Below are 4,846 nucleotides of genomic sequence, written 5' to 3'. Positions count from 1 at the left end.
CATCTCGTCGAGGTGCCACGTGCCGCTCGGGCGAGACCGGCTCCGCCGCAGCCTGCGCGCAATTAGCGGGCCGAATTTCAACCACCCAGCGCCTAACCGTCTCGTAGGAAACATCGAGCCCTCGCTCGGCCAGGAGCTCCTCGACATCGCGATAGCTCAGCGTGAAGCGAAGATATAGCCAAATCACGTGCTGGATCACCGTGGCCGGAAATTGATATCGACGATAGGACAGCTCAGGCATCGCCCTACCTACCACACTCGGCTGCCAAGCCCTCAAGGCGTGACAGCGCCTTCGTGGCGCCGCGCTCAAAGCAGTAGAATCCGCCAGTTGGATCAGCATCGGCCGGTGACGGCTCGCCTAGCAGACGGCACAAATCAAGAAAATGCTCTTGCGCCGCCGAGCGCTCCTTAAGCTCGACCGCAGGCCATTTCCGGATGAAAGCATCAACGGTGAAAGAAATGGACAATTCGACTGGCCCTCCGCGAGCCTTCAGGCCGGCCCTGCCATAACGTGCAGCTCGACGCCGGCGCGCTTCTGCAGGTAGCCAATGACGTTGAAGAGGTTGCGGGCCTGCGGGTTGCCACGCGGACCGAACATGCGGATCAGGCTTTTGGGCGGCGCGCCGGTTGCCTCGCCAAGCTTCTCGAAGCCGATCGTGGCCTTGATGTAATCGCGCAGGATCGCCTTGCCGGTGTCGACGTCGCCGCTCAGCATCGTGTCGATGCCTTCGCGCAGCAACGCCTCGGCATAGGCCGGATCCTCGGCGACGTGCCGTTGCACCAGTTCCTTGAAGCTTCGCATCAGTGGCATGCTGCCTCCATCACCGCCGCGGGCGCTTGCGGCTCTTGTAATCCGCCCACATCTCGATCGCCGCGGCGATGTCGCGCTGCTGGCGCTTCTTGGTACCGCCGGTCAACAGGATCACCAGCGCCTCGCCGTCCCGGCCGAAATAGACCCGGTAGCCCGGCCCAGAATTTATCGGTGTTCGAGCACTCCCTCCCCTACCCCTTTGACCTTCGAAAGGTTGCCCTGTTCGAGCCGGACGATCGCGGTCGTGACCTTCGCCCGTGCCGCCGGGTCGAGCCCCGCGAACCACTTTTCGAACGGGCTCTGGCCGTCCGAGGTCAGGTAGTAGCGGCTTTCGAGCACGGCTTAAGGTAACACGAACGTTACCTATAGTCAAACCCCCTCCCCATCATCGTTGCAATCAACACCCCGCCGGAGGCCCGCCAGGCCGGGACGGCCTGACCCATGAATTCATGAATTCATTATCGGTGCTGCGGCACTGACCGACGCGAGGCCGCCTGACTTGGCCGCCCGGCCCGCCGCCCCGGCTCTGTCGCGGGAACGATTCAAAACAGATTAGCAAAGTCGAATTGGCAGATGTCATGCAGCTGCAACCGCATCGCGCCATTGCACCGCCGCTTCCGTCCTGAAAGTCCGCAGGGTCGATCTTGAAATCAGGTGACGTTGGAGGTTGGACGTATTGTGGACGGCTGCATGGATAGTGAGGAACCGCTGTGCCGATCTCGCAGACTTGAAGAGCTGCATCTTGCGCTCGCGTCGCCGGACCGCCTGGTGGCTGTTCTCGGCTCGATTGTTCAGTCGCAAACCCTGCTCATGACGGCAGGTCAGTCCCAACCTTCGCAATGCCGCGCCGTAGGATCGCAGCTTGTCCGTGACCAGCATCTCGGCGCGAAACCCTGTTTGCGCAGCAGCTTGCGCATTAGCCGGAGCGCCGCCTTCGGCATTGTCACGTTAAGGTCCTGTGCTAAGCTGAATAGGTCCGTGGCGGGGGTCCTGGGTTGGCGAAGCGCTGAGCGCACCTATTGTCCTGCCCCGAAACGAGGGAAGCAGGACAGAAGGGGTCGGACCGAGTCGTTAACGTGACAATGCCCCAGCGCTGGATGCTGTCGCGTATCTTGAGATCCCACGGGTCCGCCGGCGACGAGCCGGAGCTGGCTCGCACCGACCGCCGAGAGGTCGAACCAGAACTCGATGCCAGCGGCATGCAGCCGGCGACTCAAGTTGTGCACCGCCGCGAGGTCCTCGCGGGCATAGCTGATAAAGACCGCATGGTTCGGCATGTCGCGAAGCGGCATCGGCGGCGGCTCGGGGCCACTGCCGTCGGAGGGCGGCGGAAAGCGCGCGCACCACTGCTTGTGGAGCTCGGCGACGAATCGGGGCGCGTCGCCCTTGAAGATCTTCGTCTTCGGGGTAAAGCTTTTGAGGTAGCCGATCAAATCGCCATCCGATTGGCTGCGCTCGTCGGCAAGGATTTCAAGTACGTCCCGCTTATCGGAGAGCGGTTGTCCCTTAGCTGTACGTAGGAACAGCCTCACCAGCCAGCCAGGAAAGTCTCCGCCAATCAGTAGCAGATTGTTGTCGCGCAGCGCGTCGAAGAGGTTTTTCGGTCGGCGCTCCTGCGCCTGGAGCGCAAACACGAATTCGAGCAGGTCGTCATCGGAGATGGCGTAGCTAGCGGCAGTCGACATGCGGCCGAGCAGGTAATAGACGGTGGGTCGGTCAGTCGTGTCGATATCACGAGGCTCTTTGAGACCGTAGGAGATGCTCTGCGCCCTCGGCTCGCCTTTGAAGCGCATACGATTGACCGCGCTTTCGAGCAAGGGGTCGAAGCTGGTAGTGACGAATAGATTGAAATGGCTGATTGAGGCGAGCTGAATCAGGGTTTCCGGAAGGGCAAAATCCGCTTGCTCGACGATTGTCTTGATCGCGCCGCGCACCGTTTGCTCGCGCTTGCCTTGTCGCAGCAACAGGGCGACGACATTGTTCAGCGATACTGGGGCCAACTTGTCAAGCGCCAAGCGGGTTTGTTCGGCCAGCTTCTCTGCGACAAAGCGGTCAACGGTCGTCTTGCGGCCGTCGATCTCGACGTAATAGCTGCTCGGACCGATGATAGGGATAACGGCGCTGTCCCCGATCGCAGTGAGCAGATCGCCCCAGAGATCGTCGTCTCAGAGCGGCCATTCCTCGTCCGATACCAGTTGTGTTTGCGCCACCCCTCGCTCTATTGCGATGTTGGATGCAATTTGGCTTCGGCCCATCTTCGACAGGCTCGTTCGGATTTGCATAGGGCATAAGGTGCGTGACCTGGTTCGCTGAGCTTACGCCTTCACCCCCGCCTCCGAGAGCTGCATCCCGCCGGCGTTGGCTTTCCACCTCTAGAAAGTCGCGCCGCTGATCCCGTGCCGGCAGCACACCTCCGCCGTCCTCGCCCCGCTTCCTGCTCCCGCAGGATCGCGATTACGTGCTCCTCGCTAACGTGCTCGGCCAGCAGCTCCTCCGTAATCGCGATTGCTTAGCGTGAAATGCAGATAAAGCCAGATCGCGTGCTGAATGATCGGCGGAGGGGAGCGGTGACGGTGGTCGAGAGCATGCGTCAGCCTACGCCCCAAGCGGCTCGCTCTCGACCCATTCCCGTGACAGTGCCCGCACGACCCCGATTGAGGAAGTGCTTCCCGAGTTGGGGTCAGGCGCTAAATGGGCGCCTGTGGGCCGCCTCAGGTGCGGGCGGCGGGATGACGTTATCTGCCGCATCTAGCGCCTGCGTCAGCTCTTCCGGCGCGAGCGTCTCCGCCAAGACCCCGAACGGCTTGGGCATCTCCAGCCGCACGGTGATCCCTTGCTGTTGCAGCCTGCGCGCCAGCCAAACGTCCTCACGACTCGTGAGCTTCAGCACTACAATCGGTATGTGGCCCGCGCGCTTCCAGTGGTCGGCCTCGCAGACGATTTTCTCGATCGCGTCCGGTGCCAACACCCGTGCCGAACCGATGCTGATTTGCATTTCCCGGCGGATCGCCGCGTCCGCCGAGGCGAGAAGCTTTGGTAGGTTGCGTACCGGGAGACGGTCCTGGTCCTTTCGCTCTTCCTCGAGCTTTTCGTACGGCACTCGCAGATCATGCTTCAGAAGCTCGTCCTGCCTCTTCTCCCCCGACGTCCAGCCGTCGAGCCAGCGATCGACGCACCAGCGCCAGTGTTCGACCGCCGCTAATCGCTCGACCTCCTGGTCCGAGAAGACGAAAGCGCTGCCGCCCGGCTGCGGCACCCGGCGGAATCCCGCATACGCTAACTTGACATCGATATGCTCGGCCTGCGCGCGGGATGACGAGCGGAAGGTTTCCAGGAGATGTTCCCATGGCGCGGTGCCCGGGCTTGCGGGATCACCAAAGGGCCCGCGGAGAAAGTCCTCGTGCACCGCGCGCGCCATCGTCTCGTCAAGTCGGTGCAGCACTGCCTTCGGTGCGTATTGCTCATCGCTGGAGCCGAAGGCGTAGATGCGCGAGACGTCGGTGGTCTCGGTCGCGATCAGCTTCTTCAGGGACTCGAGCGCTAGGTCGCTGCCTTGCTGCCGCACGAGGATCGGCGGCGTCCAGAGTTGCTGAGTCCGCGCGAACCGGCGAAGTTGGACCGCGACGCGGAAATTGCTCTCATCACTTTCGCCGCTGACAATAATGGCGGCCAGTGGCAGCGTGCGTAGCACCTTAACGACCGGCGCGCTCGCGAGAAGCGCCGAACCGATATCAGCTGCGATGAATCGAGTCCCGGAATTTCACCAAGCCCAGGCGCATGCGCGAAAAGCTCTGCCTTTGTAACCTCCTCGTCGCGATCAACTAGGACGAGCTCGAAACCAGGAGGCCCGTTCCGCAGCAGGCGACGGTAGATCGCGGGCGCCGGGCCGGACCAGCCGATCAGGACCATCGCGGCCGGACCAGTCGCCGAGCCGAGCAGCGGCAGAAGTCGCGGCATCAGGCCCCGCGCGATATTGTCCTGCGAATCGAGCAAGCGGTATTCGATGCGTTCGTCACGGGCTTGGTTCAAGGAGAC

The 4,846-nt window shown here is 62.4% G+C and carries 4 protein-coding genes and 2 pseudogenes; all 6 read right to left on the bottom strand.

Going from position 1 to position 4,846, the window contains the following annotated elements:
* Positions 1-241, bottom strand: a pseudogene (locus JOZ79_RS11730) (IS6 family transposase); the annotation flags it as partial.
* Between the two features lie 249 nt (positions 242-490).
* Positions 491-811 carry a transcriptional regulator gene (locus tag JOZ79_RS11725; protein ID WP_294074334.1) on the bottom strand — a complete coding sequence of 107 codons (321 nt, stop codon included), beginning with the start codon at positions 809-811 and terminating at the stop codon, positions 491-493.
* Between the two features lie 165 nt (positions 812-976).
* Positions 977-1,150 carry a hypothetical protein gene (locus tag JOZ79_RS11720; protein WP_294074332.1) on the bottom strand — a complete coding sequence of 58 codons (174 nt, stop codon included), beginning with the start codon at positions 1,148-1,150 and terminating at the stop codon, positions 977-979.
* 237 nt (positions 1,151-1,387) lie between these two features.
* Positions 1,388-1,746, bottom strand: a pseudogene (locus JOZ79_RS11715) (DDE-type integrase/transposase/recombinase); the annotation flags it as partial.
* Between the two features lie 81 nt (positions 1,747-1,827).
* Positions 1,828-2,826, bottom strand: a complete 999-nt coding sequence (locus JOZ79_RS11710; protein ID WP_294074330.1) for an SIR2 family protein — start codon at positions 2,824-2,826, stop codon at positions 1,828-1,830.
* 665 nt (positions 2,827-3,491) lie between these two features.
* Complete coding sequence (locus JOZ79_RS11705) at positions 3,492-4,502, bottom strand: RyR domain-containing protein (RefSeq protein WP_294074328.1); 1,011 nt, start codon at positions 4,500-4,502, stop codon at positions 3,492-3,494.
* Positions 4,503-4,846 lie beyond the last annotated feature (344 nt).

The organism is Sphingomonas sp., from assembly GCF_019242355.1.
Classification (GTDB): Bacteria; Pseudomonadota; Alphaproteobacteria; order Sphingomonadales; family Sphingomonadaceae; genus Sphingomicrobium.
The sequence above is the reverse complement of the archived record's forward strand: the minus strand, read 5'-3'. Positions and strand labels throughout refer to the sequence as shown.

Bases quoted from the DNA above. Each gene is read 5' to 3' on its own strand.
- JOZ79_RS11725 (WP_294074334.1), bottom strand. From the start codon at position 811: ATGCCACTGATGCGAAGCTTCAAGGAACTGGTGCAACGGCACGTCGCC.